The 22,722-nt window shown below is 44.9% G+C and carries 21 protein-coding genes and 1 pseudogene; 19 read left to right on the plus strand and 3 right to left on the minus strand.

Annotated elements, in window-relative coordinates:
• From KHO06_RS06325 to KHO06_RS06380, 12 genes and pseudogenes are all read left to right on the plus strand, one after another.
• Complete coding sequence (locus tag KHO06_RS06325) at positions 1-951, plus strand: beta-ketoacyl-ACP synthase III (RefSeq protein WP_212582254.1); 951 nt, start codon at positions 1-3, stop codon at positions 949-951.
• Positions 952-1,027: 76 nt separating this feature from the next.
• Positions 1,028-1,951: an ACP S-malonyltransferase gene (gene fabD / locus KHO06_RS06330; RefSeq protein ID WP_045400776.1), complete on the plus strand. Its 924-nt coding sequence runs from the start codon at positions 1,028-1,030 to the stop codon at positions 1,949-1,951.
• Between the two features lie 34 nt (positions 1,952-1,985).
• Positions 1,986-2,721 (plus strand): annotated as a pseudogene (gene fabG, locus KHO06_RS06335) (3-oxoacyl-ACP reductase FabG).
• A gap of 245 nt (positions 2,722-2,966) precedes the next feature.
• Positions 2,967-3,200, plus strand: coding sequence for an acyl carrier protein (acpP, locus tag KHO06_RS06340; protein WP_004406112.1), 234 nt, complete (start codon positions 2,967-2,969; stop codon positions 3,198-3,200).
• 93 nt (positions 3,201-3,293) lie between these two features.
• Positions 3,294-4,541, plus strand: a complete 1,248-nt coding sequence (fabF, locus tag KHO06_RS06345) for a beta-ketoacyl-ACP synthase II (protein WP_005425696.1) — start codon at positions 3,294-3,296, stop codon at positions 4,539-4,541.
• A gap of 108 nt (positions 4,542-4,649) precedes the next feature.
• Positions 4,650-5,465: an aminodeoxychorismate lyase gene (pabC, locus tag KHO06_RS06350; protein ID WP_005425690.1), complete on the plus strand. Its 816-nt coding sequence runs from the start codon at positions 4,650-4,652 to the stop codon at positions 5,463-5,465.
• Positions 5,462-6,478: an endolytic transglycosylase MltG gene (mltG, locus tag KHO06_RS06355; RefSeq protein WP_212582255.1), complete on the plus strand. Its 1,017-nt coding sequence runs from the start codon at positions 5,462-5,464 to the stop codon at positions 6,476-6,478. Before pabC ends, mltG begins: the two co-directional genes overlap by 4 nt.
• Positions 6,475-7,107 carry a dTMP kinase gene (gene tmk, locus KHO06_RS06360; protein ID WP_045400780.1) on the plus strand — a complete coding sequence of 211 codons (633 nt, stop codon included), beginning with the start codon at positions 6,475-6,477 and terminating at the stop codon, positions 7,105-7,107. Before mltG ends, tmk begins: the two co-directional genes overlap by 4 nt.
• Before the next feature lie 24 nt (positions 7,108-7,131).
• The gene (locus KHO06_RS06365) at positions 7,132-8,094 is read left to right on the plus strand and encodes a DNA polymerase III subunit delta' (protein WP_212582256.1); all 963 of its coding nucleotides are present in this window, start codon (positions 7,132-7,134) and stop codon (positions 8,092-8,094) included.
• On the plus strand, positions 8,085-8,852 hold the full coding sequence (locus tag KHO06_RS06370) for a TatD family hydrolase (RefSeq protein WP_012128450.1): 768 nt from the start codon (positions 8,085-8,087) through the stop codon (positions 8,850-8,852). The genes KHO06_RS06365 and KHO06_RS06370 overlap by 10 nt, the downstream gene beginning before the upstream one ends.
• A 444-nt stretch (positions 8,853-9,296) precedes the next feature.
• Complete coding sequence (gene ptsG, locus KHO06_RS06375; RefSeq protein ID WP_012128449.1) at positions 9,297-10,727, plus strand: PTS glucose transporter subunit IIBC; 1,431 nt, start codon at positions 9,297-9,299, stop codon at positions 10,725-10,727.
• A gap of 245 nt (positions 10,728-10,972) precedes the next feature.
• Positions 10,973-11,374 carry a hypothetical protein gene (locus KHO06_RS06380; RefSeq protein WP_212582257.1) on the plus strand — a complete coding sequence of 134 codons (402 nt, stop codon included), beginning with the start codon at positions 10,973-10,975 and terminating at the stop codon, positions 11,372-11,374.
• A 73-nt stretch (positions 11,375-11,447) separates the two neighbouring features.
• Here KHO06_RS06380 and KHO06_RS06385 read toward each other — a convergent pair whose 3' ends face one another.
• The 3 genes from KHO06_RS06385 to KHO06_RS06395 all read right to left on the minus strand — a co-directional run bounded on the left by KHO06_RS06385 (position 11,448) and on the right by KHO06_RS06395 (position 14,077).
• Positions 11,448-11,546: a MetS family NSS transporter small subunit gene (locus tag KHO06_RS06385; RefSeq protein ID WP_005536518.1), complete on the minus strand. Its 99-nt coding sequence runs from the start codon at positions 11,544-11,546 to the stop codon at positions 11,448-11,450.
• Complete coding sequence (locus KHO06_RS06390) at positions 11,546-13,006, minus strand: sodium-dependent transporter (RefSeq protein WP_005425680.1); 1,461 nt, start codon at positions 13,004-13,006, stop codon at positions 11,546-11,548. Before KHO06_RS06390 ends, KHO06_RS06385 begins: the two co-directional genes overlap by 1 nt.
• 480 nt (positions 13,007-13,486) lie before the next feature.
• Positions 13,487-14,077: an outer membrane beta-barrel protein gene (locus KHO06_RS06395; RefSeq protein ID WP_212582258.1), complete on the minus strand. Its 591-nt coding sequence runs from the start codon at positions 14,075-14,077 to the stop codon at positions 13,487-13,489.
• 127 nt (positions 14,078-14,204) lie between these two features.
• Between KHO06_RS06395 and KHO06_RS06400 the strand changes: the two genes are divergently transcribed.
• The 7 genes from KHO06_RS06400 to KHO06_RS06425 all read left to right on the plus strand — a co-directional run bounded on the left by KHO06_RS06400 (position 14,205) and on the right by KHO06_RS06425 (position 22,648).
• A complete protein-coding gene (locus KHO06_RS06400; protein WP_005444835.1) occupies positions 14,205-14,297 on the plus strand; it encodes a YnhF family membrane protein in 93 nt (30 codons plus the stop codon).
• An 18-nt stretch (positions 14,298-14,315) separates the two neighbouring features.
• A complete protein-coding gene (locus tag KHO06_RS06405) occupies positions 14,316-15,446 on the plus strand; it encodes a patatin-like phospholipase family protein (RefSeq protein ID WP_212582259.1) in 1,131 nt (376 codons plus the stop codon).
• Between the two features lie 225 nt (positions 15,447-15,671).
• Positions 15,672-16,460: an inverse autotransporter beta domain-containing protein gene (locus tag KHO06_RS26730; protein ID WP_280519517.1), complete on the plus strand. Its 789-nt coding sequence runs from the start codon at positions 15,672-15,674 to the stop codon at positions 16,458-16,460.
• Complete coding sequence (locus KHO06_RS06410) at positions 16,447-17,910, plus strand: inverse autotransporter beta domain-containing protein (protein ID WP_280519522.1); 1,464 nt, start codon at positions 16,447-16,449, stop codon at positions 17,908-17,910. The genes KHO06_RS26730 and KHO06_RS06410 overlap by 14 nt, the downstream gene beginning before the upstream one ends.
• A gap of 12 nt (positions 17,911-17,922) precedes the next feature.
• Positions 17,923-18,657 carry a hypothetical protein gene (locus KHO06_RS06415; RefSeq protein WP_005425658.1) on the plus strand — a complete coding sequence of 245 codons (735 nt, stop codon included), beginning with the start codon at positions 17,923-17,925 and terminating at the stop codon, positions 18,655-18,657.
• Between the two features lie 75 nt (positions 18,658-18,732).
• Entirely contained in the window at positions 18,733-19,635 is a 903-nt protein-coding gene (locus tag KHO06_RS06420) for a hypothetical protein (RefSeq protein WP_038889885.1), read from the plus strand.
• A 427-nt stretch (positions 19,636-20,062) separates the two neighbouring features.
• Positions 20,063-22,648 carry a hypothetical protein gene (locus tag KHO06_RS06425; RefSeq protein WP_212582260.1) on the plus strand — a complete coding sequence of 862 codons (2,586 nt, stop codon included), beginning with the start codon at positions 20,063-20,065 and terminating at the stop codon, positions 22,646-22,648.
• Positions 22,649-22,722: the final 74 nt, after the last annotated feature.

Here is a 22,722-nt window from a genome sequence, read left to right on the forward strand (position 1 = left end):
ATGTATAGCAAAATTTTAGGTACTGGCAGCTACCTGCCATCTCAGGTGCGTACTAACGCAGACCTAGAGAAAATGGTAGATACAAGTGATGAGTGGATCGTTGCTCGCACGGGTATTAAAGAGCGTCGAATTGCAGCAGAAGATGAAACTGTTGCGGACATGGCATTCTACGCAGCTGAAAACGCTATCGATATGGCCGGCATTGATAAACATGATATCGACCTAATTATCGTTGCTACCACGAGCAGTAGCCATACTTTCCCTTCATCTGCGTGTCAGGTGCAAGGAAAGCTTGGCATTAAAGGTTGTCCTGCATTCGACTTAGCCGCTGCTTGTTCAGGCTTTGTATACGCATTGTCTGTTGCTGATCAGCACATCAAATCAGGTATGTGTAAAAACGTACTCGTGATTGGCGCAGACGCGTTGTCTAAAACGTGTGATCCAACGGACCGTTCAACCATCATCCTATTTGGTGATGCGGCTGGCGCGGTAGTGATTGGCGCGAGCGAAGAGCCGGGCATCATCTCTACACACGTATACTCAGATGGCCAATTTGGCGATCTGTTGAGCTTACCTGTGCCAGAGCGTGGCAAAGATGCCGACAAATGGCTGCACATGGCAGGCAACGAAGTATTCAAAGTGGCAGTAACTCAGCTATCTAAGCTAGTGAAAGACACGCTTGAAGCGAACGACATGCACAAGTCTGAACTAGACTGGCTAGTGCCGCATCAAGCGAACTACCGAATTATCTCAGCGACAGCGAAGAAACTTTCGATGTCACTAGACCAAGTCGTGATTACACTTGATAAACACGGCAACACATCAGCAGCAACTGTGCCAACAGCACTGGATGAGGCGGTACGTGACGGTCGTATTAAGCGTGGTCAAACTCTGCTTCTTGAAGCGTTTGGCGGCGGATTCACTTGGGGCTCAGCTCTGGTGAAATTTTAAGTTTCACAAGAATTCAAAATTTAAGATGCGCTACGGTGCATCTTATTTCTTTTTACTTTGCTTAAAGGAAAACAACATGAGCAAGTTTGCTATCGTATTTCCAGGCCAAGGTTCACAAGCTGTAGGTATGCTTGCTGATCTAGGCGAACAATATGACGTAGTAAAACAAACATTTGCAGAAGCATCTGACGCACTAGGTTACGACCTATGGGCGCTTGTTCAAAATGGACCTGCAGAAGATCTAAACCAAACTTTCCGTACACAGCCTGCATTGCTAGCTTCATCTGTTGCTATCTGGCGCGTATGGCAAGAGCTTGGTCTTGAGCAACCAGCAAACCTAGCGGGTCACAGCCTAGGTGAGTACTCAGCACTAGTATGTGCTGGCGTGATTGACTTTAAAGAAGCAATCAAGCTGGTTGAGCTACGTGGTCAACTTATGCAAGAAGCCGTACCAGCAGGTACTGGCGCAATGTACGCGATCATCGGTCTAGATGATGAAGCGATTGCAAAAGCTTGTGAAGAAGCAGCGCAAGGTGATGTAGTTTCACCAGTAAACTTCAACTCGCCTGGTCAAGTTGTTATCGCAGGTAGCAAAGACGCAGTAGAGCGCGCGGGCGCACTATGTAAAGAAGCGGGTGCAAAACGTGCACTTCCTCTTCCTGTTTCAGTGCCTTCACACTGTGCACTAATGAAACCAGCAGCAGAGAAGCTAGCGGTTGCGCTAGAATCTATCGAGTTCAACGCACCACAACTACCTGTTATCAACAACGTTGATGTGGCAGCGGAAACGGATCCTGCAAAAATCAAAGATGCACTTGTTCGTCAACTTCACAGCCCAGTTCGTTGGACTGAGAGCGTGCAACTAATGAGCGAGCAAGGCGTAGAAAATCTTCTTGAGCTTGGTCCTGGCAAAGTACTGACAGGTCTGACTAAACGTATCGTGAAAACACTAAGCGCAGCAGCTGTTAACGACGTAGCGTCGCTAGAAGCCGCTAAGTAATTCGTTCACGATAAGAAAAGGAAAACACAACATGATGAATCTAGAAGGTAAGATCGCTCTAGTGACAGGCGCGAGCCGTGGCATTGGTCGTGCGATTGCTGAGCTTCTTGTTGAGCGCGGTGCAACGGTAATTGGTACTGCGACTTCTGAAGGTGGCGCAGCGGCTATCAGCGAATACCTAGGTGAAAACGGTAAAGGTCTAGCACTTAACGTAACTGACGTTGAGTCTATCGAAGCAACCCTAAAAACCATCAACGATGAGTTCGGTGCAATCGATATTCTTGTTAACAACGCAGGTATCACTCGCGATAACCTACTAATGCGTATGAAAGATGACGAGTGGAACGACATCATCAACACAAACCTAACGCCAATCTACCGCATGTCTAAAGCGGTTCTGCGCGGTATGATGAAAAAAACGCGCAGGTCGCATCATCAACGTAGGCTCTGTTGTTGGTACTATGGGTAACGCTGGTCAAACGAACTACGCAGCAGCGAAAGCAGGCGTAATTGGTTTCACTAAATCAATGGCTCGTGAAGTCGCTTCTCGTGGCGTAACGGTTAACACAGTGGCTCCTGGTTTCATCGAAACTGACATGACTAAGGCGCTAAATGATGACCAACGTGCAGCAACGTTGTCGAACGTGCCGGCAGGTCGTCTAGGTGACCCACGTGAAATTGCATCAGCAGTTGTATTCCTAGCTTCACCTGAGGCTGCTTACATTACTGGTGAAACTTTGCATGTAAATGGTGGCATGTACATGGTTTAATGCACAGTTCGTGCAAAATAAGCTACTTTACTTTGTGAAAAATAGCCTATAGTTGCTGTTAACTGTCATTAAGTTGTCATGCTCATGCGCAACATTTGTGCATGATTTAAGTCAAAAATGTATTGAAATTCGGTTAAATTCGCTAATTTTGTGGTTTGACCAGCAAGGACCCCCTTGCAACTTTCAATAGTTCGAATAAACTACGGAATCATCGCATTAGGCGAAATCTGTAAAGGAAAAGAAAAATGAGCAACATCGAAGAACGCGTAAAGAAAATCATTGTTGAACAGCTAGGTGTAGACGAAGCAGAAGTTAAAAACGAAGCTTCATTCGTTGACGATCTAGGTGCTGATTCTCTAGACACTGTAGAGCTAGTAATGGCTCTAGAAGAGGAATTCGACACTGAGATTCCTGACGAAGAAGCTGAGAAAATCACTACTGTTCAAGCTGCAATCGACTACGTAAACAGCGCTCAGTAATTATCTCTCCCAGGCGGTCTCCTAGACCGCCTGTGTTCTTTCTAACTTCTTCTATCCTCTCATAGAAACATTCAATTCCCGGAGAATTATATCGTGTCCAAGCGTCGTGTAGTTGTCACAGGCATGGGTATGTTGTCACCGGTAGGCAACACAGTAGAATCATCTTGGAAAGCCCTGCTAGCAGGTCAAAGCGGTATCGTGAACATCGAACACTTCGATGCAACGAACTTCTCGACTCGTTTTGCTGGTCTTGTGAAAGATTTTGATTGCACAGAGTACATGTCTAAGAAAGATGCTCGTAAAATGGATTTATTCATCCAGTACGGCATTGCCGCGGGTATCCAAGCACTGGATGACTCTGGCTTAGAAATTACCGAAGAAAACGCAGCTCGAGTTGGTGTAGCAATCGGCTCAGGCATCGGCGGTCTAGACCTAATCGAAACAGGCCATACAGCGCTTGTTGAAAAAGGTCCTCGCAAAGTTAGCCCATTTTTTGTTCCTTCGACCATCGTAAACATGGTTGCAGGTAACCTATCTATCATGCGTGGTCTTCGTGGTCCAAACATCGCGATCTCTACGGCATGTACTACAGGTCTACACAACATCGGCCACGCAGCGCGTATGATTGCATACGGTGATGCTGAGGCGATGGTTGCTGGTGGTTCAGAGAAAGCATCTACACCACTAGGTATGGCTGGTTTCGGTGCAGCGAAAGCACTTTCAACTCGTAACGATGAGCCTCAAAAAGCGTCTCGTCCATGGGATAAGGGCCGTGATGGCTTTGTTCTTGGTGACGGTGCGGGCATGATGGTTCTTGAAGAATACGAGCACGCAAAAGCACGTGGCGCTAAGATCTACGCAGAGCTAGTTGGCTTTGGTATGTCTGGCGACGCTTACCACATGACTTCTCCAAGTGAAGATGGTTCAGGTGGCGCTCTAGCAATGGAAGCGGCGATGCGTGATGCAGACATCACAGGCACTCAAGTTGGTTACGTGAACGCTCACGGTACATCGACGCCTGCTGGTGACGTTGCTGAGATCAAGGGCGTGAAACGTGCTCTTGGTGAAGAAGGCTCTAAACAAGTATTAGTATCTTCAACTAAATCTATGACTGGTCACCTTCTAGGTGCTGCAGGTTCTGTTGAAGCTATCATTACAGTGATGTCTCTAGTTGACCAAATCGTTCCACCAACGATTAACCTAGATGATCCTGAAGAAGGCCTAGATATCGACCTTGTTCCGCATACTGCGCGCGAAGTTGATATGGAATACGCAATCTGTAACTCGTTTGGCTTCGGCGGTACGAACGGTTCGCTAGTATTCAAAAAATTCGCTGAGTAAAAATCTCTAACACTGTTTTAGAGTGGCGATACTTGTATTCTAACGGCTCGATGCTTAGCATTGAGCCGTTTTGTTTTATTTGTCGATCAGAAAACAAAGGGTATCTGAATGTTCTGGGTAAATGGACTTCCACAAACGCATGTTCCGCTTGGTGACCGCTCGTTTCAATATGGTGATGGCTGCTTCACCACCATCAAGACTAAGCACGGTCAGTTGGAGCTCTGGCAAGCGCATATTGAGCGAATGGAAGCGTGCCTAAAAACATTACACATCCCTTTTCCTGATTGGAGCCAAGTGTTCGATTGGGTAATGAAAGCAGTCTTGAGTGACGAGCTTGCTGGAATCAAAATTCATATCAGTCGTGGCACTGGAGGGCGAGGGTATAGTCCCAGTGGTATTGAAGGGCCAGTAGTGACTATTTCGAATTTTGCGTTCCCTTCTCATTACTCTTTATGGCAAGAAAATGGCGTGCAGCTAGGGGTTTGCGAAACTCGCTTAGGTATTCAACCAATCCTTGCTGGCCATAAGCACAACAACCGGTTAGAGCAGGTTCTCGCAAAGGCAGAAATTGATGACTCTGAATTTGCCGATGCTGTGACGTTAAATGTGCAAAATCATGTCATTGAAACTACAATGGCAAACCTTTTTTGGGTTAATGATAAGAAGGTTTACACACCGGAGTTGAATTTGTCTGGTGTGGCTGGCGTAATGCGCCGTCAGGTATTGGAATTACTCCAAGCTGAAGGTTACCCAGTGCAGGTAGCCGAGTTCACACTGGCTGATTTGCTTGATGCAGAAGAGGTGTGGATGTGTAACTCATTATTGGGTGTCGCGCCGGTTTGCGGTATTTCAACACCAGATAACAAGATTGAATTTCCAATTGGAAAATTGACACGACGACTTCAAGGGAATCTAAATTCGTGATTAAAAAACTGTTTGCTTTTGTTGTACTGATTGCCGTTATTGGTGCAGCTGGTGTTTTTTACGTTGTTTCACAGACTAAGCAATACGTTAACTCGCCAATTCTAATAGAGCAGCCACAACTGTTTACCGTTGAAAATGGTACTAGCTTCCACCGTGTCATGCGTGATTTGGTGAATGACAATATTATTGAAGCCTCTGATTACACTCGCTTAATGCCTCACCTTTACCCAGAGCTTCTTCAAGTGCGAGCAGGCACTTACCAACTTGAGCCGAATGTTTCTTTATACGAGACGCTAGAGCAGCTAAACACAGGTAAAGAACATCAGTTTGCGATTACTTTTGTTGAAGGCAGCCGTTTCTCTGAGTGGGTTGAACAGCTGAGCGTTGCGCCTTATGTAAAACATGACTTAACTGGACTGTCTGAAAAAGAGATGGCAGAAAAGCTAGGTATTGAACGTGACAAGCTTGAAGGTTTGTTCCTTGCGGAGACTTACCATTACACTGCTGGCGCAAGTGAAAGTCAGATCTTAGAGCGTGCACACAGCAAGCTAAACAAGATCCTTGATGAACAATGGGAAGGACGTCAGGACAAGTTACCACTGAAAGATAAATACGAAGCGCTGATCCTTGCTTCTATTATTGAGAAAGAAACGGCAATTGATGCTGAGCGTGAACGTGTCGCATCAGTCTTTGTTAACCGCCTCAATAAACGTATGCGTCTGCAAACGGATCCGACCGTTATCTACGGTATGGGTGATGCGTACGATGGTAATATTCGTAAAAAAGATTTGCGTACACCAACGCCATACAACACATACACAATCAATGGTTTGCCGCCAACGCCTATCGCTATGGCAGGTGAAGCGTCGATTGAAGCTGCTTTAAACCCAGAAAACAGCAACTATCTATATTTTGTAGCAAGTGGAAAGGGCGGACACGTGTTTTCGAAATCCCTTGCTGAGCACAACCGTGCTGTACGTGCCTATTTAAGAGAACTAAGAAAGAACAAATGATGAAAGCAAACTTTATTGTCGTTGAGGGCCTAGAAGGCGCGGGTAAAAGCACTGCGATTAAAACTGTTTTAGACACACTTAAGGCCGCGGGTATCGAAAATATCGTCAATACGCGTGAGCCGGGTGGTACGCCACTCGCAGAGAAAATGCGTGCGCTAGTCAAAGAAGAGCACGAAGGCGAAGACCTGAAAGACATGACAGAGCTGCTTTTGCTTTACGCCGCGCGTGTTCAGTTAGTTGAGAACGTGATTAAACCAGCACTAGCAAACGACCAATGGGTGGTGGGTGACCGTCATGATTTGTCCTCTCAAGCTTACCAAGGTGGTGGCCGCCAGATCGATGCATCACTGATGAAGAACCTGCGCGATACAACGCTAGGTGAGTTTAAGCCTGCTTTCACATTGTACATGGATATCGATCCACGTGTTGGTCTTGAGCGTGCACGTGGCCGTGGTGAACTAGACCGCATCGAAAAAATGGACATCAGCTTCTTTGAGCGTACCCGTGAGCGTTACTTGGAGCTTGCGAACGCAGATGACTCTATCGTAATTATCAACGCAGAACAGTCGATTGAAGACGTGGCACAAGATATCAAAGCTGCGCTCAATGAATGGCTAGCAGCACAGTAAGCAGAGTGTGGATTGAGGTAATTCATGTTAAATGACTTTCCATGGTTACAACCCGTTTGGGATAACCTCAAAGTAAGTTTGGATTCCGAAAGAGTTCCAGGTGCCTTGCTGCTGCAAAGTGCGCAAGGATTAGCCGTTGAGAAGTTGGTCGAACTCTTTAGTCATTCGCTTTTGTGCCAAAACTACACCAGTGAAGCGTGTGGTTTTTGCCACAGCTGTCAGCTAACGCAATCAAACAGCCATCCTGATTTACACTGGATCAAACCAGAGAAGGAAGGGAAATCCATTACCGTTGACCAGATTCGAGCATGCAATCGTCTTGCGCATGAATCGTCTCAGCTAAATGGCTATCGTGTGTTTATCATTGAATCTGCGGATGCGATGAACGAATCAGCGTCGAACGCGTTACTCAAAACACTCGAAGAACCTGGGCAGAAGTGCTTGTTCTTGCTCGTCACGCATAACCAAGAACGATTACTCCCAACCATCCAAAGCCGTTGTCAGCAGTGGGTGGTGACGCCACCTTCGACAGAACAAGCGATGAGTTGGATGAGCGAGCAGGGTTCTTTGAAAGTGCCAGCTTACGCGCTTAAGCTGAACATGGGCTCCCCAATTAACACACTAGAAGCAGTAAAAAATGGCGACCTTGATGAGTACCAGGCATTTGAGCGCAGTTTGATTGAGACTTTGTCTTCTCCTGTTTCTGATGTGTTCCAATGTGCGTCTTTGATGGCCAAGAACCCAGATAAAGCGTTGGATTGGGCTTGGTATTTATTAACTGATGCACAGAAAGCGCAATTTGGTGTGGCTGAGGCAGACCAGTTGCCAGGGGCTGACAAGTTTCAACCGAACAACTACAACGGTTTATACTCAGCAGCACAAAAATTACTCGAGTTAAAGGCTCAAATGCAAACCTTCCCAGGCTTGAACCTTGAGCTACTATCAATGAATTGGTTAATTGAATCACGAGAGGCATTATGTTCGTAGATTCTCACTGTCATTTAGACAAATTGAATTACGATGATCTTCACATCAATGTTGAAGACGTTATTAACAAAGCAAAACAAGCGAACGTAACAGAGCTTTTATCTGTGGGCGTTACGCTAGATTCCTTCCCTAAAATGCTGGAACTGATCACGCCGTATGAAAATGTCTACGCGTCTTGTGGTGTCCATCCTCTCGATGTAGAAAGTGACTTCTCGATGGAGGTGTTACGCCAGCATGCTTCTCACAATAAAGTCGTTGCGATTGGTGAGACAGGCCTAGACTACCATTACAAGCCAGAGATGGCAGCGCTACAACAAAAGCGTTTTGAACAACAAGTCGACTTAGCGGTAGAGTTGAACAAACCACTTATCATCCATACCCGCAATGCGCGCGAAGATACATTAGAAATTCTACGCAATGGCGGTGCAGAAAAATGTGGTGGCGTGATCCACTGCTTTACTGAAGATCTAGCTTTTGCAGAGGCGGCGCTTGATTTAGGTTTCTACATCTCGATTTCGGGTATTGTGACCTTCCGTCAAGCAACAGAATTGAAGGAAGTTGTAAAAGCTTTGCCCCTTGAAAAGTTGCTTATAGAGACTGATTCACCATATCTTGCGCCTGTTCCGCATCGCGGAAAAGAGAACCAACCAGCCTTTGTAGTGGAAGTTGCGGCTTACATTGCACAGCTAAAAGGGTGTTCATTATCTGAAGTCGGGCAAAAAACCACCGAAAACTTCCGAAATCTTTTTTTGCGATGAAAAATCAAGAAACGGTTTAAAAAGGGGCGAAAGCCCCTTTTTTGTTTAGAAATGCGCCAAAAAGATCATTTAGTTTAATGTTTACTAAATTTGTTGATTTAAGCGCATTCAAATTCATCAAATGTAATTTTGTTACTAAAAATAACATCGACCTTTATTTTATTTACGCCTTAAAATTAATTATGTAGATAATAAAATCTTTATAAAACAGTAACATAAGTTTAATGCAAACCTTTTCATTGGCTGTTTTTCGGTGTGATCCAAGACTTGTTTTGAAACTAAATTTCGTAACTGTGTGGAAAGTTTGAGGGCCATCAATATATATTTAGAGCCGGAAAATATAATGCCTCGTGTGGTTACATTTTCATTGGGTGCTAACATTTAGGCTACGGGGGTGTGCCGTTAGTGCCCAAATAATACTTATAATTTATCAGGAGCATAAACATGTTTAAGAACCTTTTTGCAAACCTGCAAAAAGTTGGTAAAGCTCTGATGCTACCAGTATCAGTGTTGCCAGTCGCAGGTATCCTACTAGGTGTTGGTGCTGCCCACCTAAGCTTCATTCCAGAGGTTGTATCTAACCTAATGGAACAAGCTGGTGGTTCAGTATTCGGCCAAATGGCACTTCTATTTGCTGTTGGTGTAGCTCTAGGCTTCACGAACAACGACGGTGTAGCTGGTCTAGCTGCTATCGTTGGTTACGGCATCATGACGGCAACGCTAGGCGTTATGGCTGGCATCATGGGCGTTGAGAAAATCGACACAGGTGTACTAGGTGGTATCCTTGTCGGTGGTGTTGCTGCTTGGGCATTCAACCGTTTCTTCAAAATCCAACTTCCAGAGTACCTTGGCTTCTTCGCTGGTAAGCGTGCAGTGCCAATCATCACTGGTTTCGCTGCGATCTTCCTTGCAGTTGTTCTTTCTTTCGTATGGCCACCAATCGGCGGTGCAATCTCTGCATTCTCTGACTGGGCTGCACACCAAAACCCACAACTTGCGTTCGGTATCTACGGCGTAGTTGAGCGTTCTCTAATCCCATTCGGTCTACACCACGTATGGAACGTACCATTCTTCTTCGAAGCAGGTACTTGTGTGAACGCTGCTGGTGAAACGCAAAACGGCGTACTAACTTGTTACCTAGTTGCTGATGAAGCTTCTCGTGCTGCTGGTAATGGCTTCGGTCAGCTAGCGGGTGGTTACATGTTCAAGATGTTCGGTCTACCAGCTGCAGCAATCGCAATTGCTCACTGTGCTAAACCTGAAAACCGCGCGAAAGTAATGGGTATCATGGCGTCAGCTGCTCTGACTTCATTCCTAACAGGTATTACTGAGCCAATCGAATTCTCATTCCTATTCGTTGCTCCACTACTATACGGTATCCACGCTCTACTAGCTGGTTCTGCGTATGTTGTTGCTAACACGCTAGGCTTTGTACACGGTACATCATTCTCACACGGTCTGATCGACTTCCTAGTTCTATCTGGTCACGCTCAGAAGATGGGTCTGATGGTAGCTGTTGGTCTAGTTTACGCAGTAATCTACTACGTAGTATTCCGCACAGTAATCACTGCTCTTGACCTTAAAACTCCAGGTCGTGAAGACGAATCTGAAGAAGCTGCTGCAACTTCTGGTTCTGACATGGCAGGTGAGCTTGTTGCAGCATTCGGCGGCAAAGCAAACATCACTGGTCTAGACGCATGTATCACTCGTCTACGTGTAGCAGTAGCTGACACAGCTGCAGTTGACCAAGACAAACTAAAACAACTAGGCGCTGCTGGTGTTGTAGTTGTAGCAGGTGGTGTTCAGGCTATCTTCGGTACTAAGTCTGACAACCTGAAAACTGAAATGGATGAGTGGATTCGTAACCACGGCTAATCTCAGTCATTCATGATAGAAAGGAGGCTTCGGCCTCCTTTTTGCGTATTATCCTTTTCGTTCTCCATCCAACGTTGCGTATTCTTCTCGCTTCTTAGGGCTTACTTTCTGACATTGTTGTTGTGATCCCTGACTCAGCCTTACGTTTGTGGCCTTTTTCGTACGTCATTCTTACTAATTACTGACATAATAAAATGCCACCATGTTTGAATTATGTACGCCGTTTTTTAAGAGTGATGACGTGTATGAAAAAGCAAATAATGTTGGCAGCTGCACTGTTCCCGAGTGTTAGCATTGCAGCAAATCAACCGACAAACTTCTCTGTCGGTATGGCAGTGGATCAGCAGCTAAGTGTTGTGATTGAAATTGAAGATAAGTATCGCGGTATTATTGGTAACGATGGTATGGCGTTTGACTACATCGCCAAGCGCGGGTCATTTGATCAGAGTATGCCGCTAACATGGTACGTAGGTATCGGTGGTTGGTATGAATGGGATGACGAATTTGGCGTTCGTGTGCCATTAGGTCTGAACTGGGACCTATCGAAAGGCTGGGACCTTTACGCTCAAATTCACCCAGAGCTAGAACTTTACAAAGGGCCGGACCTACAAATCGGTGGGGCACTTGGTATCAAGTACAGTTTCTAAATGGACACAAAAAATGCCGGCGTAGAGCCGGCATTTTGTTTGTAAAACTTATCTGTTCTGTGAATTAACGGCGTTATTGCTGTTTATTCATTGCTCTTTTGATGCATACCGCAGCGCCACCCCAAGTGATGCCAAGACCGATAACCATCATGATGATTGCACTTGTAGTCATTATGCTTTCTCCTTGCTCGCAACATTAATCAGTACACCAAACACAAACAGCGCGGCAATCATTGCCCAACCTAGTGTAAGGTCGTAGCCGCCGTAGCCCTCTGTTAGAAGTGCATACAGTTTTGTCGCCAAGATAATCGCTAGCATGATCGGAGTGATGAAGCGTAGACAGACTTCAAACCATTGACCTACAGAGAAGTCAGAGCGTTCGTTTACGTAGCGACGAACTTCCGGTACTTGTTTCAGCAACCATGCCATCAGAAGGATTTCTACTAGGCCACCTACCATAATACCGACGTTGTTTGCGAAATGGTCAACAAGGTCAAGCAGAAGTAGACCGCCATTGGTTGCAAATGCCATTGAGACCACAAAACCCGTACCAATCACAACATTCGCAGCTTTCTTACGGCTCCACTTCAGCTTGTCGATAACCGCTGACGTTACTGCTTCCATGATTGAGATGTGCGAGCTTAAACCAGCCACAACCAAAGCAAAGAAGAATAGGGGACCAAGAATGTATGGTGCTGGTAGCAAGTTAATTGCCGCAGGTAACGTAACAAATGCTAAACCTACACCCGCTGATACAACCTCAGTCAGAGGTTTGCCTTGTTCTTGAGCCATGTAGCCCAACACAGAAAAAATCATGATGCCTGATAGAATCGAGAAACCACAGTTGATCAATACCGTCATGAAGGCGTTATTGGTGATGTCTGATTTCTCTGGCAGATAGCTTGAGTAAGCCAGCATGATGGCAAAGCCGATACTCAACGTGAAGAAGATTTGACCGTAAGCGGCTGCCCATACCTTCACATCCCAGATTTTGCTGAAGTCAGGTTCGAACATATAGTTCACACCGTCTAGTGCGCCAGGAAGGAAGATCATACGGCCAATCAAGAAGATCACCATAAAGAATAAGATAGGCATCATGATCTTAGACGCACGCTCGATCCCTGATTTTACGCCACTCACAATCGCTGTGTAGGTAATGGCCCAAGCAATGAGCATAGACACTGCGATCTTCCATTGAATGCTGCCTAAATCCGTTGGAGAGTTATCACCAAGCTTTAGGTATTCACTGAAGAAGAAAGCGTTGGTATCTGAACCCCAACTTTGGGTAAACGACATGCCAAAGTAAGAAATTGCCCAACCAATCACGGCTACGTAGTAAACGGCGATAACAGCGGCGACACCCACTTGGAACCAGCCAAGCCACTCAAACTTGGAATGAATTTTGGCCAGTGTTTTTGGTGCAGAACCACGGTATTTTTGACCCATGCTGAACTCAAGGATCATAAAAGGAATACCAGCAGTGATCATGGCAAAAAGGTAAGGAATGAAAAAGGCACCACCACCATTTTCGTAGGCCATGTATGGGAAACGCCAGATGTTACCCAAACCGATGGCTGAACCGACTGCGGCTAAGATGAATCCCGCACGGGATCCCCATTGTTCTCGCTTCATATTTGACTCCTGTACGACTCCCTAAGGAATGAAGCTCTTCTCGGCAACCTGCAATCCAGAAGAATAAAGAACAACTGTTATCCGTCAGTCTTTTGTCCAATATTCGGTATTGTTATTAAATTCTGGAGTTTTGCTTTGTATTACCTAACAAGAAATAGAATTAAATGCTTTAAGATTTGATGTGTGTTTGTGAAAGCCGAAACATTCTTCTGCTTTATGTTGTCAGACTAGCTTTTTACATTATTTAGCGCAATAGATTCTAAATGTTAATGGTGATATTTTATCTGGTATAAATATTGTTAATTAGTGGTTTGCTAGGCTATCTGACCAGTTATTGTGGGTAGTTTTTGAAATAAAATACTGATTCTTGAGTGTGAGCTTGGTCAAATTAACTATTTTTATTTATTAGGGCGTATCCCTGTATTCGATACGCCCTATAGAGGATTTTTCGCCAAAATCATTCTTTGAAAGTGAAAGTTATTAGAAGCGGAAACTAAAGCCAATATTGGACTGGAATTGGTTCATCCAGTCGGTCTCAAACTTGATGATGCAAGATGAGCCATCAGTCGGAAGGACACATGCACCAGAGGTATCATTATCCACAACGGTGCCCAACCAACGGATCTGAGCCGTCATTGCAAAGTTTTTTGAAAATTCATATTCGAGACCAGCGAAAGCACTGGCCGAAAAACCATATTTGTCACTAACCCAATCCGCATCGGTATAAGAGCCACCTAAACCAAGTCCGACATAGGTTTGCCATCCTTGAGAGAGTGGGTAGTAAATACTGCTTTGAAACTGCAGGTAGTGAACATCTATCGAGTTATTGATGTCTTGTAATTCAGAAGATTGATTAGAGTAAAACAAACCAATACGACCCATTTCAAAAGGGGTTTCTACCGATAACGCGTAGTTAATAGAAGGGTCTAAATCGTAGGTACGTTCCTTTTGATCCTGGACTTCCCCACCTCCTGTAAAGCCGACATAGGGGGTAACGATAACGTTTGCTTGAGCAGTCATAGAACAACCCAATAATACACTCCCCATTAGCCAGCCAATTTTATAGTTCATTTGCTATCTCCTTATTATGACTAAGCTAATTGTGATGCCTTAGTCAAAATCGTGCGACTAAATTAAGCAAATCTTGAACATAATTCACACTGGTGTTATTAATTTGTTACAACAAAAGGAGGTGTCTATGGAACACGATCTAAAATCAGCCCTACTCATCGTCGTCACGGTATTCGCAGTTTTACTCTCTTTTGGCATTATTGCGATTACTACGGCTTAAATCACTGGCACTGCGCCTATGATACGTAACAGCGGTATTATCACTGACAGCCATACAGAGCTAAACGTCGACGTTTATGAGCACTTTAGAAATGGCAAAACAGCCCTTGTCACGCAAGGAGGAGGGCAGAGAGGGATTTTTACCGCTGGAGTACTAGACGCATTCCTTCTCTCTAACTTTGACCCGTTTGACGAGTTTTATGGCACCTCTGCTGGTGCACTCAACCTGTGTGCTTTCCTTTGTCGTCAACATGGCATGGGTAAGTCCTTCATTACAGACCTCACCACATCTGATCAATTCTTTAATCTATTTCGCTATATCCGTAAGAAGCAGTACCTTGGCTTAGAGTGGGCTTTAGAAAGAATTCAAGATTACCCTTACAAGCTGGACTTAGACCTTGGCCGTTTGGCACTAGGCGACCGTGGAGCATTTGCTGCAGTAACCAATGTCGATACGCTCTCTGATCAGTATCTTCCAATACTCGGTGCGGATTGGGTAAGCACTATGGTGGCGACTTGTGCAATCCCAAAATTGTATCAAGGTCCTGTAGATGTGAATGGTCAGCGTTTTGTCGATGGTGGCGTTTCTGCCTCTATTCCTGTGCAAGAAGCTTGGCGGCAAAATGCGCGTAATATTATTGTGATTCGTACCGAACCTTTCTCTGAATCCGAAGCAAAAGTACAAAGTGAAATTGGTGATGACAAAGTCGAATGGTATCGCGAATCCATCAATTCAGTACAAGAGTCTTGGCAAGTGAAAGTGAATCAATGGAAAGAAGATTGGAGTGGCTTTCTTCAGCAGAAAATTAATGCTGCGCATGACTCTAAACTAACTGGTGGTAAGCTGTTAAATGGCGGACGCTGGTTGTTTGGGGCTGATAACTTATACCGTTTAAGTCACCTAATTGGGGAGAACTTTGACTCCGGCTTAGCGGATATGTTGATGATTCACTACCAAACCTTCGAGCTGACTCAAGCATTCCTATCTACACCTCCGGATGACACGTTTATCCTACAACTCGGCCCAAGAGAAGAATTGCAATCCTCCTCTTTAATGAGCGACCCAGAAGCATTAGAGCATGATTATCAACTCGGATTACAAACAGGCTTTAATCTTGTTCGGTTGTATGACGAGTTATCTAATCAGTAAGCCTTTAGCATGAGCACTTCATTGGGTTGCTCGGATTGTGGGCTGTTTTTTCTTCTTTAACCTATAAAACCTATCTGAAAGTTCTCAAAAGAGTTTACGAAACTCCCTTCAAATAAATTCAAGTTATTGATTTATAATGCTTTAACTTTCTTTATCGTTGAATTACCTAGTGATTCACCATCCTTGCATTAGATTGCGTATAAATTTTTTATCGTTCTATACGCCATGCTATTGAAAAGAATTATTCACTCTTTATTTGTTCTTTCCTGTTTGCCTATCTCCAGTCATTCGGTTTTAGCTCATGAGAAAAATATTGTTGATGAAGCAAGCCGCGAGCAAGTGTCGCACTCTGCTTCAAAAGTTGAGAAAAACACCGTTGTTACCTTTTCATTTTATGGAGACGAAGAGAGACAGCTACAAGCGCTGTTAAATTTGGGTACCTATTGTCGAGAGGATATTCAACCAAGTGGTGCAACCTTAATTCAATGCGGTCCATACACACCGGAATTATGGAAGATAGCGGAGCCTTTGGTGTATGAAATCACGAACAACAACTATCAAGTTACTGAGACGTTGATTGATGCTTTACCCAACTTAGGCTTACAAGATCACTCTAGTGATGAGGTGAGTCCTTACTTAAACATTTTTACTTCTGAGTTGGTTGCGATCAGTCAGCAGCAGTATGAAATGGGCAATACAAAGGCATACCAAGAGCAGCTGCCGTCAAGGTTCGTGGCCGATGGTGTTAGCACGACTGAGCAGTGGTTATCTGAACAATGGGGAGATGCCAAGTTTGATATTGGTCTTTCGCTAAACAAAGGTAATCAATGGGCGTTTGATCATTTCGAAACACTACTTCCATTCTGGGATCAAAACGGTCGAGCATTATGGTTCATGCAAACAGGGGCGGTGTTCAATCGTGAGAACTTTCACGGGCGAGATTTTGCGCACCTAGGGTTAGGTTATCGTCAGTTGGATGATAGCCAGTTCTTCGGGGTGAATAGTTTTTTTTGATTACGATCTATCGCGTCAGCATACGCGTGTCAGTGTTGGTGCTGAATATGGCTTGGATTACGGCACATTTAGCACAAATGCTTATTTCCCGCTCTCCAATTGGAAAGACTCGCCGGATCACTATGAAGGAATGAACAGCCTAGTTGAGAAGGCAGCGAAGGGCTGGGATTTGAACTTGGAGACGTATCTGCCTTTGGATACGCGCTGGAAGTTTGGTTTAACGGCGGGTCAATACCTTGGCCGTTACGTGGAACACAGTGATGGCAGTTTGCCATCGAAAAATCCATACCATTTCAGCTTGAGTACAGAGTTTCGTCCCGATCCTGCGTGGGCGTTCTCGCTGGGCTATCAAACTGAGCAAGGCGCAAAGGAGCAATGGATTGCAGGGATCAATTATACCTTATCGTTGAGTGGTCTCTACGAGGGTGAGCGACGCTTGTCTCAACAGAGTTTACTACCGAAACCGGAGCGATTGACTGATTTTGTTCAGCGTGACCATAACATGGTGCTGGAGTACAAACAGAAGTTTGCTGAGATAAGTATTCGCCTACCGGAAAATGCACTCGTTACAGAGTTGAGTCAGCAAATGCTCTCGTCTTGGGTGGAAGTCAAGGGGCGCGCCGATATTGTGTCATACCAGTGGCAAGGTGATGCGGCGAACTATCTTAATGACATACAAGCCTCAAGCCCAACATTTATCGCGCCAGCCTATCGTTATGATGCTAACAATACCTTGTCACTGTCCGTTTCTTACAAGTTGCGTAGTGGGCAAATAAAGCAGTCCAACACAATGAAAATCACAGTAACGGACAGCAAAGTTCTTGAATCCTTGGACTTTTCACCTGCTAGAGCCGTTGCCGGTGAGCGAATTACTGCAACCGCGAAATTAAGCGTAGCGGCAGCAAGCGCGCCGATTGCGTTTGAGCTTTCTGCTGAGAGCTTACTCGGTCTCAATATTAATGGTGAAGTCCCAATTCTCAAAGATGGCCAAACCACGATTATCGTGAATACGACAACCGATGATGAGGGCGTGGCTGAATTGGTTCTTTTTAGTGAAGAAGCCAATAAAGTGAAAATTACGGCCATTTACCACGATGACCGAAACCACGCTAAGCAGGGGATAGTCGAATGGACTAAGGCGAAGCAATACCAGATCAAAATATTCAGAGGGCAGCAAGAGATCATTGGCTCAGGGAATGAGAGTAGTGACCCTTTGTTTACTCATCACACATTGACAGCAGAGCTGTTTGAAGATGGTGAGTCGATTAATGATACGTCGAACTTTGCATTTCAATGGTGGCGACGAGCCCATGATAAGTCAGGTGATTTTGAAAAGATTGCAGGGGCTTCAGGGAAAAACTACCAATTGACTGGTGCTGATCAGGGCTTCCAGATCAAGGTTACGGCCAATCAGAAAACAACAACCAATCAACAAAAAATAATCAAATAAAAAGAGAGTATTATGAAGAAAACAGCCATTACACTTGGGCTTCTTATCAGTGGTTTCACAGCAACAGCAGCTTGGGCGATTGAAAGTAATGTCACTGAACCAGTACAGGGTCATCAACCAACCGTGACGGCTCCGGTCATTACAAAAACAGATATCAAGTGGACGCCGGCGCCTATCAAAGTGGAGTTCAGTGTTCCGACTCATGAAGATACTGACAATGATGACATCACTTCTGTGACGTATTGGCTACAAGATGCCGGAGGTACCCAATACGGCAAGGAAGAGAAAGCTGACATTAGTAAGTTGAATGGCGGAGCAATTGAGTTCTCAAACTTCGATGAGCTAAAAAACAAAAAACTAACACTCGTTTGGAAAGTTCATACTCAATATGGTTACCCTTCAGAAACGCTTGTGTCTGATGAAATGACCTCTAATGAATTCAATGTCGCTGCGGAAATGGATCTATCCATCAGTGGCGTTTATGAAGTTGGTGAAACATTGACGGTACACGCATTCGATGGCGCTGATGTCGATCTGAATATCGCAGATGTGACGTTCACGCTGGCAGAAAATGAGACCGGTGACACAGCGGGTCTATACCCAATGGAGCAAGCAGAAGCGGCTCTACAAAGTGAGCTGAATGATTCTGGTAATGACCTAACATTCAAACTAACCAAAGAGCTTCAAGGTTACACCATCACTGCGTCTATGAACGAGGCGCCAATCACTCGTGCTTCACTGCGTTAATTTCGTTTAATTAAGCTTTAACCAATTACCAAGCGGGCTGTTTTCAGCCCGCTTTCTCTCTATGAGGGTACAACCATGATACGTCAATCATTCATCACTATTTTGGCTCTTATCTGTTCTTGGTCTGCGATGGCAGAATGTCCTGAAAACCAAGTGTGTTCGAACAATACGTCAGCCATCACAGGCCACGGCTATCCAACTGGTATGCCTGAATGGAGTGTCGCGCCGAGTGAAAATAACACCATAGGTACCGGCTCAATTTCTGTTCTTCCGATTCAAGAACTCGATCCTGATGGTGATAAGGTCATTGCCGATTCAAAAACCTACCAGTGGTGTAATGATAAGGGAGACTGCTTCGCGAATTCGCCAACCCTGACCATCACTCCATCGGATATTGACAGGGTGTTTGATAAAGGAGTGGGTTTTAAGCCTCTGACCGTGAAATACAGCGGCAAAGTTGAAAAGGGCTATCCGGAAGCAACACGCACCTTTGAAAGTGAACCGTTACCCGTGGCGCTAGAGTATCCGCCAGATGGCACTAAAGGGATCTGTTATGAGGCCGGTGATCAAGCGGTGCAGGTGATGGTACTCGGAGTAAGTCCTTCAAAGGGACATACCCATTATTTAGAATTTCCTGAGATGGCGTTGGGGTCATTGCCTGGGCGATTGATTGAAGTTGGAGTTGTTGACCTTACGGTGGATTTTACCAAAACCGTGAATGGCTTTATTCCAACGTTTCAAGAAAAAGCATTGCCTGAAAAATTGACAGTCAAATACTGTCATGATGATTGTAAAGAGTGGGTCGAGTTTAATGTGGCTAAATTACATCCTGGGCCGGGGGCGCCGACTATCTATGAGGCTCATAATATTGGCTTGGTATCCGATGGCATTGCTGTAGATAGTTTCAACTTTCAAATATTAGCCCAATCCAGTACCGACTATCGCACGAACATGGTGCACTGTACTCAATTTAACTAGTGTCTTGCCACCAATTATCCATCGATGAAATGCCCTGATTCTGGGCATTTTACACACTTGTGCGCTACAAAGTGACGAGTTGCCCGTGCTCCTTTGCCCATAACATCACAAGTCATTTCTCTTAGTTAGCCCGATCTGTATTCTTTGGGCTGTCTGGCTCTAACGTATTGAATTACATAGTTATAAAAGAATCTCATAAAACCTAAACTAACGGTGAATCGCTGTATTTCCTAGAACGGAAAGGGGGATACTTGCCCTGTCTTTAAATTGCATCTTACCTTTAGATTTTATTGTGAAGTAGGGTGAGTTAGTTGCACCTTTTAACCTGTACTGCTTAACAAAAAACATCGTGCTCTATGTGGTTTAAAGACGGTTTTTATACCCATTTTAAATACTGTTGTTTACAACTAGAGAGACTTAAATTTTTATGAGATTAACCCCTATATACGCGGCGCTGCTGACCAGTTTTGCTGGCATCTCAGCGGCGTATGCCGCTACAGTGACTCAAGATATTGCTATTAACTATGGAGCAACCAATATCATCCCAAGTCAACAATGTCTCAATAATAACCCAAATGGCGCCAGCAACTTTTGTATCGCCAATATAAACCCTGAAGGTTTGACGTTGAAACCGGGTCAACAGATCAAAGTAACCACGCCTGTGTCATTCCCAGCTATGAGTTGGTGGGATGAGATGTCACCAAGCGCTGTTAAGCTGCATGGAACAGATGAGAGTCGCTCTGAGTGTTCAAACTTAGGCAATAACCAATGGTCTTGTATTTTACCGAACAGTGGTTTTCATCCTAGTGGTCTACGTGTTGAAATCCACACCGAAGGCTGGCGCGCAGGTTGGGGCGGTGACCTGACTATCGATGACTTAGTGCCGGACGCACCTGAAATTGAAAATGCATCTGCAACATTTGAACCGGCGAAAGACGAGAAGCTGATCCGAAACGGTAAAATGTGGCTTGCTACTGAAACGCCAATCGAGGTGACGCTAGATTTTGATCTGGTAAAAGGCAATGCAAGCAGTTTTGCTAATCAACCTATTCGAGTCCTGCTGCAAAAGACCGTTGGTACTGGTGAAGATAACACCACTGCAGAGTGGGTAACATTGATGGGCCAAAGCCAAAGCATAGTGAGTGGTCACAACAAGATAACGGGACAAATCAAACCGTCAGAGGGTTGGGATAGTGAGGCGTTTTACACTGCAACTCTTGGCTACAAACTGAATGATAACGACACGCCAATCACTTTTGTCGACCCACAAGGTTTGACGACGATGACAGGTCAAGGTGCATACTTAGACGCTTCTCCGATGCGCATTGTCGATTCAAATAACCAAGACAGCCAGTGTGTACTGACACAAGGTAATCCACAAACCTGTGATTTGGTTGCTAATGGTAGCGAAGTACGTTTAACAGGCGTGAACGTCTGGCAAGATGCCGATCATCCCCAAACAATTGACGTCAATGGCAATCACAAGCAGACGCTAACAGGTGGCTATGTGACCACAGATGTCCCTTTTGATATTGAAACCACAGGACAAAAGACATTCAAGTGGAACAATGTCACAACGGTCGTGACTTACAACACGGATACGCGTCAGATCGTCGTTGAAGACATTGATCCGGTGAACAACGTTGTTTACGACAATGCATACATCAATGGTGCAGTGACAAAAATTACGAACAAAGGCAGCCGCAGCGATATCCGTGAAGCCAGAAACACTGGCATTCGCTTAGCATTAGATACGCTGGACCAAAGCGCGATTTCAGGTCTAGAGAGTGTGACGTGGTCAGCGGAATATCCGCTTGTTGAGTTTGTGAAAGTCTACGCCCCAGATCTTCCAAGCCTAGTTGAAGAAGGCTTAAAGCTAGTCGAGAAGACGATTAACAATAACATCTTGGCGAATGCGGTTGAGTTCTCTGAAGATGGTCAATTCTACCTAGATGTTGCAACCGTTAACGACGGTATTACTGATGCGATTGCTAATCTAGGCAGCCAATACGAAAAGTATTTCCCTCGTTTTGCTAATGTTGTTTTACCTCTGGATCTTGTTGCTCATTACCGTGTTCATGGCGTTGATAAAGTGAAATCAAAGCGTTTTAACATTGCGATCGGTGATCGTGGTAAGCGCATTATTAACTTTACGGGCAACGGCACGACCCAATGTTTGACAAACATGGGTGGCAAGTTTGCATTCCAAGACTGTAATGCTTCTAAAGTTGTAAATGAAAACACAGATCCAAACGTCCTATTTAAGTTTGTCCCAGCTGCATTAGGCACAGTTACGCATCCAACGAACGTATTCCAAGTTCGTCCATTCTCTGATGATACTCAATGTCTGACGGTGAATGGCTATAACGTGACTGCTGAGCGATGTGACGTCGATTACGGTGTCTCGCAGTTGTTCTCTTTCAAAGCCCAAAGCGATCAACACTTAGAAGAGTCGATTGTGACTTCAGGTAACACATCCGAGATGACGATCGCGTCGCTTAAAAATGGTCGTGTCTTTGACCGCAGCGGTGGTGGTGCTGGTGGCAGTGTTTGGGGCGATTTAATTGTGTACCCGAAAAATGGTGACAAAGGATCGATAAACCAGCATATGTTTGTGTCTCGCTTTGGTGTTCAAGACAGCAATAAACCGAAAACTGTTCCTGTTGATCTGACGATGCGATGCCAAACAGGTAAAGAGCTATTCAGCTACTGGAGCACGATCTCTCTAACCGCAACCAACAACTCAGATTACGATGCATATGTTCGTGTTAACTGGAATGAGCGTTGGGAGCTGGTTCGTGCAGGCACAACCAGAAAGGTTGATCAGCGCAGAATGTCTATGCCTGTTGCTTTCGACCAAGTATATCGTTTCTTTACCGAATTCAATCCACATAACGCCTTCTTCTCTTTACCTGCGAATGAAACGGCTTGTGAAACTGGTTATGGCCGACCGGCACTAGATTTCACTGAGACTAAGAAAGGCTACAACGCTTGGACTGAGCTACCAGAATAATTGATCTGTTCTTTTGGGGGAGGGATGAAAGCCTCCCCTTATTTTCTTAGTCATTTTACTCATTGATTTATAGG

It is taken from the genome of Vibrio sp. B1FIG11, assembly GCF_905175335.1.
In the GTDB taxonomy this organism is placed as follows: Bacteria; Pseudomonadota; Gammaproteobacteria; order Enterobacterales; family Vibrionaceae; genus Vibrio; species Vibrio campbellii.

Excerpts from the sequence above, each read along its gene's own strand:
- KHO06_RS06325 (WP_212582254.1), top strand. The coding sequence starts at position 1 with ATGTATAGCAAAATTTTAGGTACTGGCAGCTACCTGCCATCTCAGGTG.
- fabD (WP_045400776.1), top strand. The coding sequence starts at position 1,028 with ATGAGCAAGTTTGCTATCGTATTTCCAGGCCAAGGTTCACAAGCTGTA.
- acpP (WP_004406112.1), top strand. The coding sequence starts at position 2,967 with ATGAGCAACATCGAAGAACGCGTAAAGAAAATCATTGTTGAACAGCTA.
- pabC (WP_005425690.1), top strand. The coding sequence starts at position 4,650 with ATGTTCTGGGTAAATGGACTTCCACAAACGCATGTTCCGCTTGGTGAC.
- tmk (WP_045400780.1), top strand. The coding sequence starts at position 6,475 with ATGATGAAAGCAAACTTTATTGTCGTTGAGGGCCTAGAAGGCGCGGGT.
- KHO06_RS06365 (WP_212582256.1), top strand. The coding sequence starts at position 7,132 with ATGTTAAATGACTTTCCATGGTTACAACCCGTTTGGGATAACCTCAAA.
- KHO06_RS06370 (WP_012128450.1), top strand. The coding sequence starts at position 8,085 with ATGTTCGTAGATTCTCACTGTCATTTAGACAAATTGAATTACGATGAT.
- ptsG (WP_012128449.1), top strand. The coding sequence starts at position 9,297 with ATGTTTAAGAACCTTTTTGCAAACCTGCAAAAAGTTGGTAAAGCTCTG.
- KHO06_RS06380 (WP_212582257.1), top strand. The coding sequence starts at position 10,973 with ATGAAAAAGCAAATAATGTTGGCAGCTGCACTGTTCCCGAGTGTTAGC.
- KHO06_RS06385 (WP_005536518.1), bottom strand. The coding sequence starts at position 11,546 with ATGACTACAAGTGCAATCATCATGATGGTTATCGGTCTTGGCATCACT.
- KHO06_RS06390 (WP_005425680.1), bottom strand. The coding sequence starts at position 13,006 with ATGAAGCGAGAACAATGGGGATCCCGTGCGGGATTCATCTTAGCCGCA.
- KHO06_RS06395 (WP_212582258.1), bottom strand. The coding sequence starts at position 14,077 with ATGAACTATAAAATTGGCTGGCTAATGGGGAGTGTATTATTGGGTTGT.
- KHO06_RS06400 (WP_005444835.1), top strand. The coding sequence starts at position 14,205 with ATGGAACACGATCTAAAATCAGCCCTACTCATCGTCGTCACGGTATTC.
- KHO06_RS06405 (WP_212582259.1), top strand. The coding sequence starts at position 14,316 with ATGATACGTAACAGCGGTATTATCACTGACAGCCATACAGAGCTAAAC.
- KHO06_RS26730 (WP_280519517.1), top strand. The coding sequence starts at position 15,672 with ATGCTATTGAAAAGAATTATTCACTCTTTATTTGTTCTTTCCTGTTTG.
- KHO06_RS06415 (WP_005425658.1), top strand. The coding sequence starts at position 17,923 with ATGAAGAAAACAGCCATTACACTTGGGCTTCTTATCAGTGGTTTCACA.
- KHO06_RS06420 (WP_038889885.1), top strand. The coding sequence starts at position 18,733 with ATGATACGTCAATCATTCATCACTATTTTGGCTCTTATCTGTTCTTGG.
- KHO06_RS06425 (WP_212582260.1), top strand. The coding sequence starts at position 20,063 with ATGAGATTAACCCCTATATACGCGGCGCTGCTGACCAGTTTTGCTGGC.